Annotated in this window: 20 protein-coding genes and 1 pseudogene; 12 read left to right on the top strand and 9 right to left on the bottom strand. The window is 72.4% G+C overall.

The genetic code is table 11. From position 1 onward, the window contains the following. Positions 1-3: 3 nt before the first annotated feature. Positions 4-423, top strand: coding sequence for a hypothetical protein (locus OHA72_RS59965; RefSeq protein WP_327004994.1), 420 nt, complete (start codon positions 4-6; stop codon positions 421-423). Here OHA72_RS59965 and OHA72_RS59960 read toward each other — a convergent pair. Genes OHA72_RS59960 through OHA72_RS59950 form a run of 3 tightly spaced genes read right to left on the bottom strand, consistent with a single transcriptional unit; the run spans position 413 to position 3,302 of the window. Next, positions 413-1,048 carry a LuxR C-terminal-related transcriptional regulator gene (locus tag OHA72_RS59960; protein ID WP_327004993.1) on the bottom strand — a complete coding sequence of 212 codons (636 nt, stop codon included), beginning with the start codon at positions 1,046-1,048 and terminating at the stop codon, positions 413-415. The genes OHA72_RS59965 and OHA72_RS59960 overlap by 11 nt on opposite strands. Continuing rightward, positions 1,000-2,289 carry a sensor histidine kinase gene (locus tag OHA72_RS59955; RefSeq protein WP_327004992.1) on the bottom strand — a complete coding sequence of 430 codons (1,290 nt, stop codon included), beginning with the start codon at positions 2,287-2,289 and terminating at the stop codon, positions 1,000-1,002. The genes OHA72_RS59960 and OHA72_RS59955 overlap by 49 nt, the downstream gene beginning before the upstream one ends. 50 nt (positions 2,290-2,339) lie before the next feature. Next, complete coding sequence (locus tag OHA72_RS59950; RefSeq protein WP_327004991.1) at positions 2,340-3,302, bottom strand: hypothetical protein; 963 nt, start codon at positions 3,300-3,302, stop codon at positions 2,340-2,342. A gap of 100 nt (positions 3,303-3,402) precedes the next feature. Between OHA72_RS59950 and OHA72_RS59945 the strand changes: the two genes are divergently transcribed. Genes OHA72_RS59945 through OHA72_RS59935 form a run of 3 tightly spaced genes read left to right on the top strand, consistent with a single transcriptional unit; the run spans position 3,403 to position 5,515 of the window. Then, positions 3,403-4,812, top strand: coding sequence for a M48 family metallopeptidase (locus tag OHA72_RS59945; protein ID WP_327004990.1), 1,410 nt, complete (start codon positions 3,403-3,405; stop codon positions 4,810-4,812). Next, a complete protein-coding gene (locus OHA72_RS59940) occupies positions 4,809-5,264 on the top strand; it encodes a hypothetical protein (protein WP_327004989.1) in 456 nt (151 codons plus the stop codon). Before OHA72_RS59945 ends, OHA72_RS59940 begins: the two co-directional genes overlap by 4 nt. Next, positions 5,261-5,515 carry a DUF4240 domain-containing protein gene (locus OHA72_RS59935; RefSeq protein WP_327004988.1) on the top strand — a complete coding sequence of 85 codons (255 nt, stop codon included), beginning with the start codon at positions 5,261-5,263 and terminating at the stop codon, positions 5,513-5,515. Before OHA72_RS59940 ends, OHA72_RS59935 begins: the two co-directional genes overlap by 4 nt. A gap of 53 nt (positions 5,516-5,568) precedes the next feature. On the opposite strand, the gene OHA72_RS59930 is transcribed toward OHA72_RS59935, so the two are convergent. After that, on the bottom strand, positions 5,569-6,183 hold the full coding sequence (locus OHA72_RS59930) for a pyridoxamine 5'-phosphate oxidase family protein (protein WP_327004987.1): 615 nt from the start codon (positions 6,181-6,183) through the stop codon (positions 5,569-5,571). Positions 6,184-6,262: 79 nt separating this feature from the next. Between OHA72_RS59930 and OHA72_RS59925 the strand changes: the two genes are divergently transcribed. Next, entirely contained in the window at positions 6,263-7,609 is a 1,347-nt protein-coding gene (locus OHA72_RS59925) for an aspartate aminotransferase family protein (RefSeq protein ID WP_327004986.1), read from the top strand. Positions 7,610-7,631: 22 nt separating this feature from the next. Continuing rightward, entirely contained in the window at positions 7,632-8,876 is a 1,245-nt protein-coding gene (locus OHA72_RS59920) for an MFS transporter (protein ID WP_327004985.1), read from the top strand. 192 nt (positions 8,877-9,068) lie between these two features. Here the strand turns inward: OHA72_RS59920 and OHA72_RS65420 are convergent. From OHA72_RS65420 to OHA72_RS59905, 3 genes and pseudogenes are all read right to left on the bottom strand, one after another. Continuing rightward, positions 9,069-9,194, bottom strand: a pseudogene (locus OHA72_RS65420) (hypothetical protein); the annotation flags it as partial. Positions 9,195-9,247: 53 nt separating this feature from the next. Then, entirely contained in the window at positions 9,248-9,970 is a 723-nt protein-coding gene (locus OHA72_RS59910) for a methyltransferase domain-containing protein (protein WP_327004983.1), read from the bottom strand. Next, positions 9,967-10,935 carry a zinc-binding dehydrogenase gene (locus OHA72_RS59905; protein WP_327004982.1) on the bottom strand — a complete coding sequence of 323 codons (969 nt, stop codon included), beginning with the start codon at positions 10,933-10,935 and terminating at the stop codon, positions 9,967-9,969. The genes OHA72_RS59910 and OHA72_RS59905 overlap by 4 nt, the downstream gene beginning before the upstream one ends. Before the next feature lie 30 nt (positions 10,936-10,965). On the opposite strand from OHA72_RS59905, the gene OHA72_RS59900 reads away from it, so the two are divergent. Together OHA72_RS59900 and OHA72_RS59895 are read left to right on the top strand one after the other, a co-directional pair. Further along, positions 10,966-11,739, top strand: coding sequence for a putative protein N(5)-glutamine methyltransferase (locus OHA72_RS59900; RefSeq protein ID WP_327004981.1), 774 nt, complete (start codon positions 10,966-10,968; stop codon positions 11,737-11,739). Positions 11,740-11,797: 58 nt separating this feature from the next. After that, positions 11,798-12,556 (top strand): S1 family peptidase, encoded by a 759-nt coding sequence (locus OHA72_RS59895; RefSeq protein WP_327004980.1) that lies wholly within the window; start codon positions 11,798-11,800, stop codon positions 12,554-12,556. A 55-nt stretch (positions 12,557-12,611) separates the two neighbouring features. On the opposite strand, the gene OHA72_RS59890 is transcribed toward OHA72_RS59895, so the two are convergent. Then, entirely contained in the window at positions 12,612-13,106 is a 495-nt protein-coding gene (locus OHA72_RS59890) for a YciE/YciF ferroxidase family protein (RefSeq protein ID WP_327004979.1), read from the bottom strand. 162 nt (positions 13,107-13,268) lie between these two features. On the opposite strand from OHA72_RS59890, the gene OHA72_RS59885 reads away from it, so the two are divergent. Genes OHA72_RS59885 through OHA72_RS59870 form a run of 4 tightly spaced genes read left to right on the top strand, consistent with a single transcriptional unit; the run spans position 13,269 to position 16,619 of the window. Next, positions 13,269-14,675 carry a cellulase family glycosylhydrolase gene (locus OHA72_RS59885; protein WP_327004978.1) on the top strand — a complete coding sequence of 469 codons (1,407 nt, stop codon included), beginning with the start codon at positions 13,269-13,271 and terminating at the stop codon, positions 14,673-14,675. A gap of 14 nt (positions 14,676-14,689) precedes the next feature. Next, positions 14,690-15,922, top strand: coding sequence for a bifunctional 3-(3-hydroxy-phenyl)propionate/3-hydroxycinnamic acid hydroxylase (locus OHA72_RS59880; protein WP_327004977.1), 1,233 nt, complete (start codon positions 14,690-14,692; stop codon positions 15,920-15,922). A 17-nt stretch (positions 15,923-15,939) separates the two neighbouring features. Then, on the top strand, positions 15,940-16,071 hold the full coding sequence (locus tag OHA72_RS59875; protein WP_327004976.1) for a hypothetical protein: 132 nt from the start codon (positions 15,940-15,942) through the stop codon (positions 16,069-16,071). Between the two features lie 8 nt (positions 16,072-16,079). Beyond that, complete coding sequence (locus OHA72_RS59870) at positions 16,080-16,619, top strand: RNA 2'-phosphotransferase (protein ID WP_327004975.1); 540 nt, start codon at positions 16,080-16,082, stop codon at positions 16,617-16,619. Here the strand turns inward: OHA72_RS59870 and OHA72_RS59865 are convergent. Continuing rightward, positions 16,606-17,043: a hypothetical protein gene (locus OHA72_RS59865; RefSeq protein WP_327004974.1), complete on the bottom strand. Its 438-nt coding sequence runs from the start codon at positions 17,041-17,043 to the stop codon at positions 16,606-16,608. The two genes, OHA72_RS59870 and OHA72_RS59865, sit on opposite strands and share 14 nt — an antisense overlap. Positions 17,044-17,105 lie beyond the last annotated feature (62 nt).

The following is a 17,105-nucleotide window of genomic DNA, read 5'->3' as shown; positions in this document are numbered from 1 at the left end:
CCTGTGCAGCCGTGCTGGGATGTCTACGTGTGGGTGCCGCTGCGCCCGCCGGAGGTGCTGCGGGCGTTCGCCGACCGCTACGTCGCGGCCGCCGACAGCGCCGACGAGGAGCTGACGGCGCTGCTGGACACCGGCGCCGGCGTCGACGGGCACACCCTGTACCTGCGGGGCCGCGAGCACCACTTCGCGATGATCACCCTCACCGACGACGGCGCGACGGTCCTCGGGCTCAGCATCGACGACCCGGACGACTCGCCGCTGGTCCGGGCGCAGGCCGGTGACCTGATGGGCCGGCTGCGGGACGAGTTCAGCGCGCCGGCGGCGATCGCCGACGTGGAGATGCCGCCGCCCAGGTCACGGCGGCACTGGCAGGACGAGGTCCCGGCGATGCGGACCGGCACGGTCCCCGCCGTCACGCGTTGAGGTAGGCCAGCACCGCCAGCACCCGCCGGTTGTCGTCCTCCGACGGGGGCAGGCCCAGCTTGGCGAAGATGTTGTTGATGTGCTTGCCGACGGCCTTGTCGGTGACGAACAGCCTGGCGGCGATCGCGGCGTTGGAGCGGCCCTCCGCCATCAGCCCCAGCACCTCACGCTCACGCGGGGTGAGCGCCGCCGTCGGCGCGCTGCGGGCGAGGAGCTGCGAGACGACCTCGGGGTCCATGGCGGTGCCGCCGCCCGCGACGCGGCGGACCGCGTCGACGAACTCGCCGACGGTGGCGACCCGGTCCTTGAGCAGGTATCCGACGCCGCCGCGGCGGTCGGAGAGCAGCTCCCGGGCGTAGAGCTGCTCGACGTGCTGGGAGAGCACCAGCACCGGCAGGCCCGGCGCCTCGGCCCGAGCGGCGATCGCGGCGCGCAGTCCCTCATCGGTGAACGTCGGGGGCAGCCGCACGTCGACGACGGCCACGTCGGGGCGGTGCTCCAGCAGCGCGGCGCGCAGCGCGTCGCCGGTGTCGACGGCGGCCACGACGGTGAAGCCGTAGGCGCTGAGCAGCCGGATCAGCCCGTCGCGGAGGAGGGCGAGGTCCTCGGCGATGACAACACGCACGGCAGCTCCATGGTCAGCACGGTGGGGCCGCCGGAGGGGCTGTCGACGCGCAGGCTGCCGTCGAACGCCTCCAGCCGGCGGGCGACGCCGGCCAGCCCGGAGCCACCGCTCAGTGTGGCCCCGCCGGTGCCGTCGTCACCGACGATGATCGCCAGCGCGCCCCCGAAGTGGCTCAACCATACCCACGCCGTCGATGCGTGCGCGTGCTTGACCACGTTGGTGAGCGCCTCCGCGACGGCGAAGTAGGCCGCCGACTCGACCGGCGCGTCGGGCCGGCCGCCGAGGTCGACCTCGACGGTCACCGGGATCGGCAGGGTCAGCGCGAGGGCGCGCAGCCCGCCGTCGAGGCCGCGCTCGGCGAGGACCGGCGGGTGGATGCCGCGCACCAGGTGCCGCAGCTCGGCGAGGGCGAGGCCGCTGGCCTGGCGGGCCTCCGCGATGAGCGCCTGCGCGGCGGCGGGGTCGCGGGTGACGAGGTCCTCGGCCATGCCGAGGCTCATGCCGAGGGACACGATGCGGGCCTGGGCGCCGTCGTGCAGGTCCCGTTCGATGCGGCGCAGCTCGGCGGCCTGCGCGTCGACGACCTGGGTGCGGGTCTCGGTCAGCCGGTCGACCCGCCGGGCGAGCGCCGCACCGCGGGTCGGGCCGAGCAGCGCCCGGTCGAAGTGCGCGAGCGCCCACAGCAGCCACGGCCCGGCGTACAGGGCACCGGCGGTGACCAGGGCACCCTGCGGCGGCACGCTGAGCATGTCGAGGGTGTCCTCGATCGGCCACGTGACGCCGTAGCCGTAGGAGTCACCGGCGGCGGCGATGAGGACCGGCATCGCGAGGACGCCGTGCAGCCCGTACACCAGCAGCACCGGCCCGGCGATGCCCAGCAGCAGCCCCGCGGGCGCGCCGGCCAGCAGCCACAGCAGGTCCCGCCAGGTCGCGGGGTCCCGGACGAGCCACCACCACCGGCGCGGGTTGCCGAGGAACGCACCCGCGGGCAGCTCCCGGTAGGGCCGGGGGATCTCGACCCACGACCAGTCGCGAGCGGCGCGCCGGTGCACGTCGGCGTATGCGCGCACGAGCATCGCGACCAGCGGCGCCAGGACCAGCCCGACCCCGGCGACGGTGGAGACGAGGGACACCACGGACAGGATGAACAGGGCAAGCTTGACCGGCGGTGACAGCAGCCCGAGCAGGGCCACCCGGCCGATGGCGGTGAGCCCGGCCCGCACGAACGCCTTCACCCTCATGTCGCCATTGTTCCGGCGACAGAGGGCTGAGGCAGTAGGCCTAGCCCTACCTACCCCTTCGCGGCCGAGCGGGCCCGGGTGAAGGCGACGTCCGGGGTCGCCAGGTAGGACCACGGCCAGCGGGTCACCCGGTCGCCGAGGACGTTGAAGCGTTCCGCGGCGGCGGGGCGGTCGCCGTTGAGGGTGAACGCCATCGCGAACGCGTTGTCGCCGGCGGCCCAGCCGGGGCGGCGTTCGTAGCGGGGATGGCGCACCGAGCGGTCCGCGGCCAGCCGCAGCCGCTCGCCGACCTCGGGGCTGCCCATGTACTCGCCGTCCTCGCCCTCGGGCAGGTCCAGCCAGTGTTCGATGTGGGCGTCGGCGACCAGCACCCCCAGTGTGGAGCCGGGCGGCGCGCCGGCCGCGGCGGACTCCGCGAACTCGTGCATCAGCTCGTGCGAGCCGCTCCACTTGCGGCACAGCTGCTGCAGCATGTGGTAGTGCGCGTCGCGGTGCCACGGGTACCGGCGGACCGCCTCGTCGAAGCGGCGCCGGGTCTCGTCGAGGCCGAGCTGCCGGGCGCGGCCGAGCGTGACGAGCCCCGCCCACGGCGTCGGGTCGTCGGCGTCGAGGTCGGTGGCGTCGTCGAGGCAGTCCTCGGCGACCTTCAACCGCCGGAAGAAGAGCTTGAACGACTCCTCGCTGACCGTCTTGGCCCGGCCGTTGCCGCGGGCCTGCCACGCCCAGTCGATCGCGTACTGGCCCTTGACGGTCAGCGCCGTCGCCTTGGCCTTGCCGGTCTCCGCGGCGATCCACTCGTCGATCCAGGCGCCGTCGCCGGCGTGGTCGCCGAGGGTGCGGCAGTAGAAGTACCGGTCGTCGGGGTGCTCGACGTCGCGCAGGAACTCCGCCGCGGCCTGCCAGTCGCCGCGTTTCGCGGCCGCGATCAGCCGGGTCGCCTCAGGGTCGCCCTGCGCGGGGTCGACCTCGAGCCGCTCGATCCTGTCCGCCGCTCTTCGCCGGAATGGCCACATCGAAATCGTTCCTTCCCCCGTTGCGGTCAATGGCCCCGAACTATAGGGTCCCGTTCGCCGCGGCCGCTATCGCCGTGGTGACACGGGGAAGGAACCACCGATGGCCGTCGCTGTGCGCGCCTTCTTGTCGATCGTCATGCTGGCCGGGTTCTACGTGCTGGCCGTCGTGCAGTTCGTCGCGGGGATCGCCCTCGCCGTCTGGGTGACATCTGTCACCACCGGCGTCGTCGGTGCGAAGGTCGGCGTCGCGGTGTTCCTCGGCACCGTGTGGGCGGTCGGCTACGGCACGTGGAAGGCCCTGCGCGCAGGCCGTGACGGCCCGCCCGGCATCCCGCTCACCCTGCACAACGCGCCGCTGCTGTGGCAGGCGGTCTACGAGCTGTCCAAGGTCGTCGGCACCCGCGCGCCCGACGAGATCCTCCTGGTCGCCGAGGTCAACGCCGCCGTCAGCGAACGGACCCGGCTGATGGGCCTGATCGGCGGCCGCCGGCAGCTGTACGTGGGGATGCCGCTGCTGCAGACGTTCACCGTCGCGCAGCTGCGCTCCGTCATCGCGCACGAGCTCGGCCACTACTCGGGCAGGCACACCAGGTTCGCCGGCATCGCGTACCGGGGGCGGCTGGCCCTGGAGCGCACGATCAGCCACATCAGCCCGTCCAACCTGGCCGGGTGGGTCTTCCGCGGCTACGCCCAGCTGTACGTCCTGGTCGAGCACGCGGTCAGCCGCCGCCAGGAGCTGGAGGCCGACCTGTCGTCGGTGCGGGTCGCGGGCCGCTACGCCGCGGCCGGCGCGCTGCGGGAGGTCGAGGTCCTCGACGCCGCGTTCGGTTTCTACATGCACCGGTTCGTGGGCCCCGGCCTGGAGGCCGGGTACGTGCCCGAGGACCTGTTCGGCGGGTTCGCCGCGATGCTGCGCGCCCGCGCGGAGGAGATCTCGGCGATGCGCGCCGGCGTCTCGGCCCGTGACGCCGCCGCGCCGAGCCGGTGGGACACGCACCCGCCGCTCGGCACCCGGGTCGCCGCCATCATGGCCGCCCCCGAGACGACCGCCACCATCGACGACAGCCCGGCGGCCGGCCTCGTCGCAGACCTCGGCGCCGCCGGCCGGGCCCTGCAGGCGCGGGCGGTGCGGCTCGACGGCGCGGTCGCGCTGCCGTGGGACGAGTTCCACGCCGCCGCCGCGGCCGCCGCTCTGCAGGAGGAGTCCGACGCGATGCTGCGGGTCTTCGCCCGCGCCACCGGCCAGCCCGTCGAGGACGTCGGCGCGGTCCTGGACCTGATCGGCGCCGGCCGCATCGACGACCTCGCCGCCCCGATCCTGCCCGACGCGACCCGCCGCGAGGCCCGCAAGCGCTTCGCCGACCCCTCGCCACGCTGCTCGCCCTCGCCGCCGTCCGCTCCGGCGCGGCGCGCTGGCAGCACTCCTGGACCGCCCCGACCGCGCTGCTCGGCACCGACGGCACCCCGCTGGACCTGTCCGACGTCGCCGCGCTGGCCTGCGACCCGGTGACGCTGCCGGCAGCCCGCCAGCAGCTGCGGGACCGGGGCATCGACGTCACCGCCGCCAAGCACGTCCGGCGCCGCGTCAGCACCGAACACGCCGGCATCCTCGCCGGGATCACCACCGCCATCGTCGACGGCAAGCGCGCCGATCTGCTGATCCTCAGCCACGGGCTGCTGCTGATGCCGGGGATGCCGCGGTACAAGACGGGCATGGCCCGCTACCGGATGCGCCGCTGGCTGTCCGAGGGCGACGCGCAGGCCCTCGCCGCCACGCCCGGCAGCCGGTTCATCCCGTACGAGGAGATCGCCACCGCCGTGCGCACCACCAAGCTCCGCTTCCGCTGGGAGCTGACGATGCACGACGGCACGGTGATGGAGCTGCGCAACGGCGGCCAGAGCGAGGAGCACGCCGACGCCGAGAACGTCTTCTCCAAAGCCATGCACGCCGCCACGACGTGACCTCCGCCGTGATGGACGAGGACCGGTTCTGGGACCTGATCGACCAGGTCGGCGAGGACGACCGGCGCGGCGGGCGGATCGCACACGCGCTGGTGCCGAGGCTGGCCCGGCTGCCGGTGCCCCAGATCGCCGACTTCCACACGCTGCTGGTGGCGCAGGGCAGTCAGACGTTCGACGAGGCGCTGGACGATCCCGACCTGCTGGCGGAGCACCCGAGGATCGTGAAGCTGGCCGGTCTGGCGCGGCGGTGAGGCACGACCCGGTGCGGTGTCACGCACCCACCGGGTCGTGCCGCGGCAGCTCGTCAGGCGTAGAGGCCTTGGCGGTAGCGGTCCTCGGCGTAGTAAGCCTCGAGTTCCTCCACCGTTTCCGCGGTGTTCTGGACACTCTTGATGAGCTTGGCGTGCGACGGCAGGGCCTCGGGGGTCCAGGTCTCCGGCTTCCACAGCTGCGAGCGCATGAACGCCTTCTGGCAGTGGAAGAAGATCGTGTCGATGTCGACGACCAGGGCGAGGATCGGCTGGTGGCCCTCGACGATCATTTCGTCGAACCACGGTGCGGCGCTGAGCAGGCGGGCGCGGCCGTTGATGCGCAGCGTCTCGCGGCGGCCGGGGATCAGGAAGATCAGGCCGACGTGCGGGTTGGCGAGGATGTTGTGGAAGCTGTCCGCGCGGCGGTTGCCGGGGCGCTCGGGGATCGCGATCGTGCGGTCGTCGACCACGTGCACGAAGCCGGGCGGGTCGCCCTTGGGCGAGACGTCGCAGTTGCCGTCCGCGTCCGAGGTGGCGACGAGGACGAACGGCGACAGCGCCAGCCAGTCCCGGTCGGTCTGCGTCAGGGTGTCGCGTTCCTTGGTCACGGCCCGGGGCATCGGCGACCCGAGCAGGTCCTCCAGTTCGGCGATCGAGGTGATCTGCATGGGTTTCAGCATAGGGCGAGTAACAAGCTGTAACAGTGAAGATATTGTACGGGCCGACGTGTGCCATTAGCGTCGGCTCATGACGGGACACACCTCCGAAGGCGACGCCTACCGTGACGACCGCGCGCACGTCTTCCACTCCTGGTCGGCGCAGCGGGCGCTGGACCCGGTCGTCGTCACCGGCGGCCTCGGCAGCACGTTCTGGGACGCCGACGGCACCCGGTACCTCGACTTCTCCTCGCAGCTGGTCAACCTGAACCTCGGGCACCAGCACCCCAAGGTCGTCGCCGCGATCCAGGAGCAGGCGGCGGCGCTGTGCACGATCGCGCCGAGCTTCGCCAACCCGACCCGCAGCGAGGCCGCCCGCCTCATCGCGGAGGTGGCGCCCGGCGACCTGTCGCACGTGTTCTTCACCAACGGCGGCACCGAGGCCAACGAGCACGCCGTGAAGATGGCCCGGCTGACGACCGGCCGGCACAAGATCCTGGCCGCGTACCGGTCGTACCATGGCGCCACCACCGGCTCCATCACGCTGACCGGCGACCCGCGCCGCTGGGCCAACGAGCCCGCGATGCCGGGGGTCGTGCGGTTCTTCGGGCCGTACCCCTACCGGTCGTCGTTCCATTCCGACAGCGTCGAGCAGGAGACCCAGCGGGCACTTGCACACCTCGAGGAGGTGTTCATGTTCGAGGGGCCGCACACCGTCGCCGCCGTCATCGTCGAGTCGGTCGTCGGGACCAACGGCATCCTGGTGCCGCCGCCCGGCTACCTCCAGGGGGTCCGTGAGCTGTGTGACCGGCACGGCGCGCTGCTCATCTGCGACGAGGTGATGAGCGGGTTCGGCCGGTGCGGCGAGTGGTTCGCCGTCGACCGTTGGAACGTGGTGCCCGACCTCATCACGTTCGCGAAGGGCGTCAACTCCGGCTACGTCCCGCTCGGCGGGGTCGTGCTCGGCGAGAAGGTGTACGAGACGTTCGCGGAGCGCCCGTTCCCCGGCGGCCTCACGTATTCCGGGCATCCCCTCGCGTGCGCCGCCGCGATCGCCACCATCGAGGTGATGCGGGACGAGAAGATCCCCGAGCGGGTCCGTGACCTCGGCGAGCGGGTCGTCGGGCCGCGCCTGGAGAAGCTCCGCGACCGGCACCCGTCGGTCGGTGAGGTCCGCGGCCTCGGCCTGTTCTGGGCGATCGAGCTCGTCCGCGACCGGGAGACCCGCGAGATGCTGGTGCCCTACAACGCGTCCGGCGCCGCCGCGAAGCCGATGGCCGACGTCATCGCCGCGTGCAAGGCCCGTGGGGTCTGGCCGTTCACCCACTTCAACCGGGTGCACGTGGTACCCCCGCTGGTCGTCACCGAGGAGGAGCTGCTGCGCGGCATCGACGCGATCGACGACGCCCTCGACGCCGCCGACGCGTACGTGGCCTGATCCGCATGGCACAGTGGCGAGGGTGTTGACGGCATCCCTGGTCCGGCGGACCTATTACCTGCTCACCGCCGGCAACACCCTCGCCGGGTCGCTCATCTGGGGCATCAACACGATCTTCCTGCTCGACGCGGGCCTGTCCAACCTGGCGGCGTTCGCGGCGAACGCCTGCTTCACCGCCGGCATGGTCGTGTTCGAGGTGCCGACCGGCATCGTCGCGGACCTGTGGGGGCGGCGGGTGTCGTTCCTGCTCGGCACCGTGACCCTGGCCGTCACCACCGGCCTGTACGTGTGGCTGTGGCAGCTGCACGCGCCGTTCTGGCCGTGGGCGGCTGTGTCGCTGCTGCTGGGCCTGGGCTTCACGTTCTTCTCCGGCGCCGTCGAGGCGTGGCTGGTCGACGCCCTGGCCGCCACCGGTGACGACGGGCCGCTGGAGGCGGTCTTCGCGCGGGGGCAGGTCGTCGGCGGGGTCGCCATGCTCACCGGTTCCATCGCCGGTGGCTACCTGGCCCAGCTGACGAACCTCGGGGTGCCGTTCCTCGTCCGCGCCGGGGTGTACGCGCTGATGTTCGTGCTCGCCGCGGTCCTCATGCGCGACCTGGGCTTCACCCCCGACCGGAGCCTGCCGCCCGTGGCGAGGATGCGCCGCATCGCCGCCGACTCGGTCCGCTACGGCTGGCGGGTCCGCCAGATCCGGCTGCTGATGCTCGCCGCGCCGTTCACCGGCGGGGTCGGCGTCTACGTGTTCTACGCACTGCAGCCGCACCTGCTCGACCTGTACCACGACGAACGCGCCTACGGCATCGCCGGGGTCGCCGCGGCCACCGTCGCCGGCGCCCAGATCGCCGGTGGGCTCCTGGCACAGCGGATCGGCCGGCTGTTCCCGCACCGCCTCACCGCGTACCTGTCCCTGGAGGCGGCCGGCGTGCTCGCGCTGGTGGGGCTCGGCCTCGCCGGGCAGTTCTGGGCGGCGCTGCTGCTCATCGTGCTGTGGGCGCTGCTGAGCGCGGCGGGGATGCCGCTGCGGCAGGCGTACGTGAACAGCCTCATCCCCTCGCAGCAGCGCGCGACGATCCTGTCGTTCGACTCGCTGATGGCCTCCACCGGTGGCGTCGTCACCCAGCCGGCGCTCGGCCGGGTCGCCGATGTGTGGGGCTACCCGGCCTCGTTCCTCGTCTCCTCCGCGCTGTCCGCGTGCGCCCTGCCGTTCCTCGTCAGGGCCCGAACGGATACGCCCGCGGCGCCGTCTGTTCCAGTCCCTCGGCCGTGACCCGCGGCGACACCCAGCCGCGCGCCGTCGTCGTATGACACCCCCACGCACAGCCGTGCCGCCGTGGTCGCCTGGGCCGTCATCCGGGACGGCAGCGCCCGCCCCGGTTCCCGGCCCGTCATCACCACTGGTGGTGCAGTGGATTTCGCCGTTGCCTTCGACCACGGCGTGCTCCGGGCACCAGTCGCACTGGTGCACCCCGAGCATGACGTTCGAGATGTACCGGGAGGCGGCCCGCAGCAGCCGCAGGTCGGCGGCGGTGGGCGCGGGACCGCCGGGCACGCCGTGGGCGCGGCCCAGCCAGCCGATGTTCCGCATCGCGACCGGGAACGGGTAGTACGTGTACGGCGACAGGTCCGGGTACTCCACGGCTACCGGGCCGCGAGGATCAGGAAGCGGTGGGCGTGCGTGACGATCGGGCCGGCCGCGTGCAGGCGGCGCAGCGCCTCGTCGTAGCGCTCGACGGTGAAGTCCGGGACCTGCCAGGACACCATGCGCAGCTGGAACACCAGGGCGCCGACGTCGGCGAACGTCAGCGCCGGATGCTCCTCGCGGACGTCCAGCAGCGTGAACCCGGCCGCGGTCAAGGAGGCGCCGGCCACCGCCGCGTCCCAGCTGCCCGGTGGGTACGCCGGTGGCGCGCCGAGCGCGGTGTTCAGCGACGCGCAGTCGTCGCTGCCGACCTGCTGGGTGAGCAGCAGGCCGCCGGGGCGCAGGACGCGGGCCAGCTCGCCGGCGTCGCAGGCGCCGTGGCGGTTGAGGGCGAGGTCGAAACCGGCGGACGGCAGGGGAGCGGTGGACTCGTGCACGGTCACGCCGAGCGGGGCGAGCCGGTCCGTGGCGACCCGGACGTTCGGCGGCCACGCCTCGACCGCGACGGTGGTGCGGGGCAGCGGTGCCAGGTCGAGCAGCAGCTCACCGCCGCCCGTGTCGACGTCCAGCAGCGAGGAGGAGCGGCTGATCAGGTCCCGGGCGATGGCCGTGTACGACCACGGCAGGTCGTCGCCGTGGGTGCGGCCGCGCAGCCACCCGAAGTCCCAGCCGGCGACCGGCGCGGCCAGGGCCTCGGCGATGAGCTCCTCGTAGGTGCTCACGGCAGGACGACGAGCTTGCCGACCTTCGCGCCCTGCTCCAGGTCGGTGTGGGCGCGCCGGATGTCGTCCATCGGATACGTGTGGACCGGGCCGAGCGTGACCTCGCCGGAGGCGATGCGGTCCAGGTACCGCTGCAGCACCGCGCCGGGCAGGTCGCTTGCCTCGCCGCCGTAGGCCGTCAGCCGCACGCCGGTGGGCAGGTAGCCGATCGGGTAGAAGTCGCGGACCAGCCACTCGTTGGACAGCATGCCGGTGAAGCAGACGGTGCCGTGCACGCGGGTGGCGGCCAGGGTGTCCGGCAGCGTGGGGGTGCCGACGAGCTCGAGGGCCGCGTCGACGCCGTCCGGGAACAGGGCCCGGACCTGCGCGGCGACCGTGCCGTCGTCGACGAGCGGGTGGGTGACGCCGACGGCCGCGAGCGAGTCCAGCCGGGCGGCGCTGCGCGTGGTGGACAGCACGGTCGCGCCGAGGTCGCGGGCCAGCGCCGCCGCGGCCAGGCCGACGGATGAGGTGCCGCCGCGGATCAGCAGCGTCTGACCGGAGCGCAGGTCCAGGCCGGTGGTGAGCGAGCCGTACGCCGTCTGCAGCGTCTCGGGCACGGCGCCGATCGCCGACCAGGGCAGTTCGGACACGAACGGGATGACCTGGCCGGCGGGCACGGCCGTGTACTGCGCGTAGCCACCGTCGAACGTGCGGCCCATGCCGCCCATCATCGTGGCGACCTGCCGGCCGACGGCGAGGTCGGTGCCGTTGGGGTCGTCGACGACGCCGGTCGCCTCGATGCCCGGGATCCGGGGGAAGACGACACCCTGGGCGAGCCCGAGGCGGGTGTGCAGCTCGGAGCGGTTGAGCCCGAACGCCCGCACCCGGATGCGGACCCAGCCGGGCGGCGGCTCGGGTGTGGGCACATCGACGACCTGGAGGTTTTCGACGGGACCGGGGCCGGACAGCATGACAGCGCGCACACGTCAGCGTAGCAACGGCTACAGTGCGGCGTGCCCACTGTGATCGAGCGGTTGCGGGCCGCGGGCTGCGTGTTCGCGGAGGACGAGGCGGCGCTGCTCACGGAGGCGGCCGCCGGTGACGCCGCGTCCCTGGAGGGGCTCGTCGAGCGGCGCGTCGCGGGTCACCCGATCGAATACCTCGTCGGGTGGGCGCTGTTCGCGGGGGAGCGGTTCGCCGTCGCCGACGGGGTGTTCATCCCGCGGCACCGCACCGGACTCCTGGCAATGACCGCCCACGATATGATCCACAGTGGACACACGGTGCTCGACCTGTGCTGCGGCACCGGGGCGCTGGGCGCGACCGCCACCCGCGGCATCCCCGGCGTCCGCCTCGTCGCGGCCGACATCGACCCGGTCGCGGTCGCCTGCGCGCGCCGCAATCTGCCGGGTTTCGAGGTGTACGAGGGGGACCTCTTCGACGCGCTGCCGCGGGACCTGCGCGGTCGGGTCGACGTCCTGCTGGCCAACGTGCCGTACGTGCCGACGCACCAGATCGCGTTCCTGCCGGAGGAGTTCCGGGTGCACGAGCGGCGGGCGGCCCTCGACGGCGGCGACGACGGGCTGCGCGTGCTGCGGCGGGTCGCGGCCCAGGCGCCGGGCTGGCTGGCGCCCGGCGGGCACCTGCTCACCGAGGCCGGCGACGCGCAGCTGGACGCCGCGCACGGCATCCTGCGCGACGCCGGGCTGGAGCCCCGCACCGTCACCGATCCGGAGACCGAGACCAGCATTGTCGTCGGCAGTATGAGCCGGACGATATATCCATAGATATCGAATCGATGGCTATCATCCTCCCCATCATCCAACTCGTTGGGGAGGCTCCCGGATGGTACGTAGGCTCCTGGCGGTCCTGACCGCCGTCATCGCCGTGCTCGGTGTCCTGCCGGGCGTGGCGCACGCCCAGCAGGACGTCGTCGGCGGCACCCGCGCGGCACAGGGCGAGTTCCCGTTCATGGTGCGCCTGTCGATGGGCTGCGGCGGTGCGCTGTACAGCCCCCGGCTGGTCCTGACCGCGGCGCACTGCGTCGGTGGCACCGGCACCAATACCAGCATCACCGCGACGCTCGGCGTGGTCGACCTCCAGTCGTCCAGCCGGATCCAGGTGCGGTCGAACTACGTGTACCGGGCGCCCGGGTACAACGGCAACGGCAAGGACTGGGCGCTGATCCGGCTCGCCTCGCCCGTCAGCGGCCTCGCCACGCTGCCGATCGCGACGAACACCACCTACAACACCGGCACCTTCACCGTCGCGGGATGGGGCGCGGCGCGGGAGGGCGGCGCACAGCAGCGCTACCTGCTCAAGGCGACCGTGCCGTACGTGGCGGACTCCACCTGCGACAACTCCTACCCGGACCTGATCCCGAACGACGAGATCTGTGCCGGTTACGCGGCCGGTGGCACCGACACCTGCCAGGGTGACTCGGGCGGCCCGATGTTCCGCCGCGACGCGTCCAACGCCTGGATTCAGGTCGGCATCGTCAGCTGGGGCAACGGCTGCGCCCGCCCGAACTACCCGGGCGTGTACAGCCAGGTGAGCACGTTCGCCTCGGCGATCGCCTCGGCCGCCGCGTCACTCGGGGGCTGAGTGTGGGGACCGGAGGGGGCCCGATGTCGGGGCCCCCTCCGGGCCTTGCCGAAGCTCAGACGCTCATCGCCACGCGCTGGCCCAGCTCGTGGCTGATCCGCTCGAACGTGCCCGCGTTCTCCTGCTTCTGCACCAGGTTGGTCTGCAGGATCTGCGCACACTGCATCTCGCCCATGAGCAGGGCCTTGTCGATCAGCCCGCGGTAGCCGGCGATGCCGAAGTGGGCCAGCTTCGTCTCCGCGTCGACGGCGTAGATCTCCATCGCCTCCGTGGAGGGCCGCTGCCCCGTGAACGCCTGGAACTCCGCACGCATCCCGTCGAGGGTCATGCACGGCACCTCAGCCGGCTCCATCTCCATCATCGCGAAGCACGTCTCGATGTTCTGGATCTTCTGCTGCCCCTGCTGCTGCTGGGCGCGCAGGATCTGGGCCAGGGGGCTCTGCTCGGCCTGGCTGAGCATCTCGCCCACGAGGTGGTTGCTCTTGCGTTCGGCGTCGTACATGCCGGACAGCTCGTAGAGGAACAGGTCGGACGGGTTGTCGATGGCCATCTACTTCTCCTGCCTGGGTGCGATCCGTGCGTACGGGGCGGCAGCTACCCGGCGCTGGAACTTTCACACCGCTCACGCCGCCGACCTGCGGCCGTTTGATGACATCGTTGACGGCCAACTGAACCGCTTCATACGGTGCCCCCGACTTTAGGGAGGCACTTCATGAGGACGCGGATCACCCTCGCGGCCGCCGCCGCGCTGGCGGTCGTGGTGTCGGTGCTCGTCGCCGTGCAGCCGGCGCAGGCGGCGACCGGCTTCACCGTCAGCAACGGCAGGCTCTACGACGCCAACGGCACCGAGTTCGTCATGCGCGGCGTCAGCCACGCACACACCTGGTACCCGACGCAGACCAGCTCGTTCGCCAACATCAAGGCGCTGGGCGCCAACAGCGTCCGGGTCGTGCTCGCCACCGGCGACCGGTGGACGAAGAACGACACCGCCGACGTCGCCAACGTCGTGTCGCTGTGCAAGGCCAACCGGCTGATCTGCGTGCTGGAGGCGCACGACACCACCGGCTACGGCGAGCAGAGCGGCGCGATCACCCTCGACAAGGCCGTCGACTACTGGCTCAGCGTGAAGAGCGCCCTGGTCGGCCAGGAGAAGTACGTCATCGTGAACATCGGCAACGAGCCGTACGGCAACAACGCCGCGACCGTCGCCAACTGGGCCACCGACTCGGCGAACGCGATCAAACGCCTGCGCAGCAACGGTTTCGAGCACACCATCATGATCGACGCGCCCAACTGGGGCCAGGACTGGTCCTTCACCATGCGCGACAACGCGGCGACCGTCTTCGCCGCCGACCCGGTGAAGAACACCGTGTTCTCGATCCACATGTACGGCGTCTTCGACACCGCCGCGGAGATCAACGACTACCTCAACCGGTTCGTCACCGCGAAGCTGCCGATCGTGGTCGGCGAGTTCGGCTTCAACCACTCCGACGGAAACCCCGACGAGGACACCATCATGGCGACCACCCAGTCGCTGAAGATCGGCTACCTCGGCTGGTCGTGGAGCGGCAACGGCGGCGGTGTCGAGTACCTCGACATGGTGACCGGCTTCAACCCGGCCCAGCTCACCAGCTGGGGCGAGCGCATCTTCAACGGCGCCAACGGCATCAAGGCCACCGCGAAGGAGGCGACCGTCTACGGGGGAGTGACCTCGCCGTCGCCGTCGCGGTCGTCGGCCTCCCCGTCGGTGTCCGTGTCGCCGTCGCGCTCCACGTCCCCGTCGCCGTCCGGTTCGCAGCCCGCGGGCACGTGCAAGGTCGCGTACAGCGTCGCCGGGCAGTGGCCGGGCGGTTTCCAGGGCGACGTGAAGGTGACGAACACCGGGACCACCGCCGTCAACGGCTGGCAGCTCACCTGGACCTACGCCAACGGCCAGGTCCTCACCCAGTCGTGGGGCGCCAAGTACGCCCAGTCCGGGGCGGCGGTCACGATGACCAACGAGAGCTACACGGCGAACATCCCCGCCGGCGGCACCGTGACGTTCGGGTTCCTGTCCAACTGGAACGGCACGAACACCGCGCCGGCCGTGTTCACGCTCAACGGGACCCGCTGCACATGACGTAGTGTCGCCGCGTGGATCCAGTGGTGATCGTGGGGGCGGGACCTGTCGGTGCCGCCTCCGCGATCCTGCTCGCCCAGCGTGGTGTGCCCTGCCTGCTGCTGGACCGCTATGCCACGCCGTACCCGCTGCCCCGCGCCGTCCACGTCGACGACGAGGTCATGCGGATCCTGCAGGAGCTCGGGGTCGCGGCCGGGTTCGCCGGGTTGAGCCGCCCCGGTCTGGGGCTGCGGCTGCTCGACGGCCGGCACCGGGTCATGGCCGAGTTCCGCCGCGACCCCGGCCCCGGGCCGCACGGCTGGCCGCAGGCCAACATGTTCGACCAGCCCGACCTGGAGCGGCTGCTGCGGGAGCGGGTCGCGCAGCTGCCGCTGATCGAGTTCCGCGGCGGCGTCACCGTCACCGGGGTCACCTCCACATCGGTCACGCTTGACGACGGCGCGACGATCGCGGCGTCGGCGGTCCTCGGCTGCGACGGCGCCAACAGCACCGTCCGCACGCTCATCGGCGCCACCCTGGACGACCTCGGGTTCGAGGAGCGGTGGCTGGTCGTCGACGGCGTCACCGGCCGCGACCTGGACGCCTGGGGCGGCGTGCACCAGATCTGCGACCCGCGCCGCGCGGCGACCTTCATGCAGCTGGGTCCGCGGCGGTACCGGTGGGAGTTCCGCCTGCACGACGGCGAGTCCGACCTCGACGTCCCGGCGCTGCTGGCACCGTGGCTCGGCGACACCGATGTGCAGGTGCTGCGCTCGGCGCAGTACACCTTCCGGGCCAGGATCGCCTCCACGTGGCGCCGCGGCATGGTCTTCCTCCTCGGCGACGCGGCGCACCAGACCCCGCCGTTCATCGGTCAGGGGCTCGGCGCCGGGCTCCGCGACGCCCACAACCTGGCCTGGAAGCTGGCCGCGGGCAGCCCGGCCCTGCTGGAGTCGTACCAGCGCGAACGCAGACCACACGCACGGGCCCAGATCCGGCTGGCGATCGTGGCGGGCTGGGCGATGACAGGGGGTCAGGACCGGGCGGCGGCGGTGCGGCGGGTCGTGCTCGGCGCGGTCTGGCGGCTGCCCGGGCTGAAGGGCCTCGCGCTGCGCTCCACCAGCCCGCCGCTGAAGGGCGTCGGCCGGGGTGGCGCGTGGGCACCCTCGCGCCGCAGCCGGCCGTCGTGTGGCAGGGCCGCACGGTGCCGCTCGACGAGGCCCTCGGCGACGGGTGGGCGCTGCTGTGCCGGCCGGGCGTGCTCATGAAGCACGGCGGTGCGCGGGTGATCGCCGTGACGCCCGGGTTCGACCCGAGCGGGGCGCTGCGCCGCTGGATGGGCCGCCGGCGCGCGGTCCTGCTGCGCCCCGACCGTGTCGTGGCCGGCCTAAATGACTGGACGCCTGCCGCAGAATGAGAGTTGCGATGGACCATCAGCAGCTCGTCAAGCTCAGCAAGCGGATGTCGAAGGCGCTGCGCCACGACCCCGCGCGGGTCGGCTTGACCCTCGACCCGGCCGGCTGGGTCCCCGTCGAGGCGTTCCTGAGCGCGATGGGCATCTCCCGGTCCGATCTCGACGAGGTCGTCGCCGGCAACGACAAGCAGCGCTACGCGGTGGAGACGGGGCCCGACGGAGTCGAGCGGATCCGTGCGAACCAGGGCCATTCGGTCCCGGTCGAGCTGGGTCTGGTCCCGCAGGAGCCGCCGGAGGTGCTCTTCCACGGCACCGGCGCGGCGGCCGTGCCGTCGATCCAGGCGACCGGCCTCAACCGTGGCGGCCGCCACCACGTGCACCTCTCACCCGACACCGCCACCGCCCGCCGGGTCGGCACCCGCCGCGGCGGCGCCGTCGCGATCCTCACCGTCCTGGCGGGGGAGATGGCGCGGGCGGGCCACGTGTTCTACGTCTCCGGCAACGGCGTCTGGCTCACCGACGCGGTGCCGCCCGCGTTCATCCGCTCTTGAGCTTCTGCTCAAGCAGTTTCGCCAGAGGGATGGACTCGCCGTCGCGGGCGCCCTCGCCGACGATCAGCCGCGGTGCCTGCGGCTGCGGCGTCACCCCGGTCAGCCAGCCCGTCGCGCTCGGCGGCACCAGCAGCGAGTAGTACCGGCCGTCGTCACCCACAGCAATGGTGCGGTCACTGTTGAGGTGCCAGCCGTGCAACGGCGTACGGTAGGAGCGTCCACTGTATGAATGGGCGCGCAACGGCTCGGTCGGCAGTCCTCTGCTGCGGGCGTCCGTCACGAACTGCTCGATGAGGGCCATCGCCTGCTCGGCCTCGGCGGCGCGCCGCCGGTCGAGCTCCGCGCCGTGGTGCGCCACCGCACGGGCCCGCTGGGACTGCCAGTCGTCGTCGGCCACCCGCTCGTTGTACCAGTCGACCGGCACCGGCCCTGCGCCCGGGGCTGGTCGCAGATCACACCCGGGCGCACCGCACCGGCGGCGGTAGG

The organism is Dactylosporangium sp. NBC_01737, assembly GCF_035963215.1.
Lineage (GTDB): Bacteria > Actinomycetota > Actinomycetes > Mycobacteriales > Micromonosporaceae > Dactylosporangium.
Note: the sequence above shows the minus strand (reverse complement) of the source record. Positions and strands in the feature narration are given on the sequence as shown.